The 780-nt window shown below is 48.6% G+C and carries 1 protein-coding gene; it reads right to left on the reverse strand.

The genetic code is table 11. The features are described from left to right. Positions 1–103: 103 nt before the first annotated feature. On the reverse strand, positions 104–780 hold a 677-nt coding region (locus C5470_RS22110; protein WP_422631104.1), incomplete at its 5' end, for a bacteriophage T4 gp5 trimerisation domain-containing protein.

Genomic DNA, 780 nt, shown 5'->3' on the forward strand with positions numbered 1-780 from the left:
TCATTATAAAGACAGGTCACCGGGGGATTAACATGTTCCAGAACAAAGAACAATCGGGGTTCGCTGGCGCCGTCAATGACGGCATAGTGTTTTTCAGTGACCATCAGTCGTTATCCTCCTTTGGACAGTGTGCAACAAACATCGAGCCGGCACTGGCGGCCGCTTGCAGAATGGCTGGACTAGCGGGCCGCAATAAATCCCCCGGGCTGCCACCTGAGTTTAGATTAATGGACGGGCCTTTGATATCGACCCCACCGGCATGAATGACCACAAAATTATTCCCCACTTTCAGGCTAATTTTGCTGTTACTCTGCACCGTAATATCACCCTCGGTATCAATACTGAACATCCCCTGGATTTTCTGTGCCACATTGCCACTGACCTGCAAGGCTTTGTCACCGTCAACCTGAGCAAGATAGTTACCGGTGGTTTTATGATCCTGTTGCCCTTCAACCGTGACTTTACGGTTATTGGCAATGGCCAGTTCGTCATCATGTCCAATCGCGGTTGTGCGGTTGTAATTAATTTTCTCATCCCGGGAATTACGCACCTGAATCGCCAGATTCTTCTGGGCGTGAATAAAGACTTCTTCCCGGTCTTTTTCATCCTCAAACCGCAGTTCATTAAAACCTTCTCCTTTATGGGTTTTTGAACGGATTGACATCTGGGTTTTTGCTATCGGTAACGGGTTCGGCACAATATTGCTGGCATGATAGGTGCGCCCAATAATAATCGGCTGGTCCGGGTCACCATGCAAAAAATCCACCAGCACTTCCTGAC

The organism is Photorhabdus stackebrandtii, from assembly GCF_011189495.1.
GTDB lineage: Bacteria > Pseudomonadota > Gammaproteobacteria > Enterobacterales > Enterobacteriaceae > Photorhabdus > Photorhabdus khanii.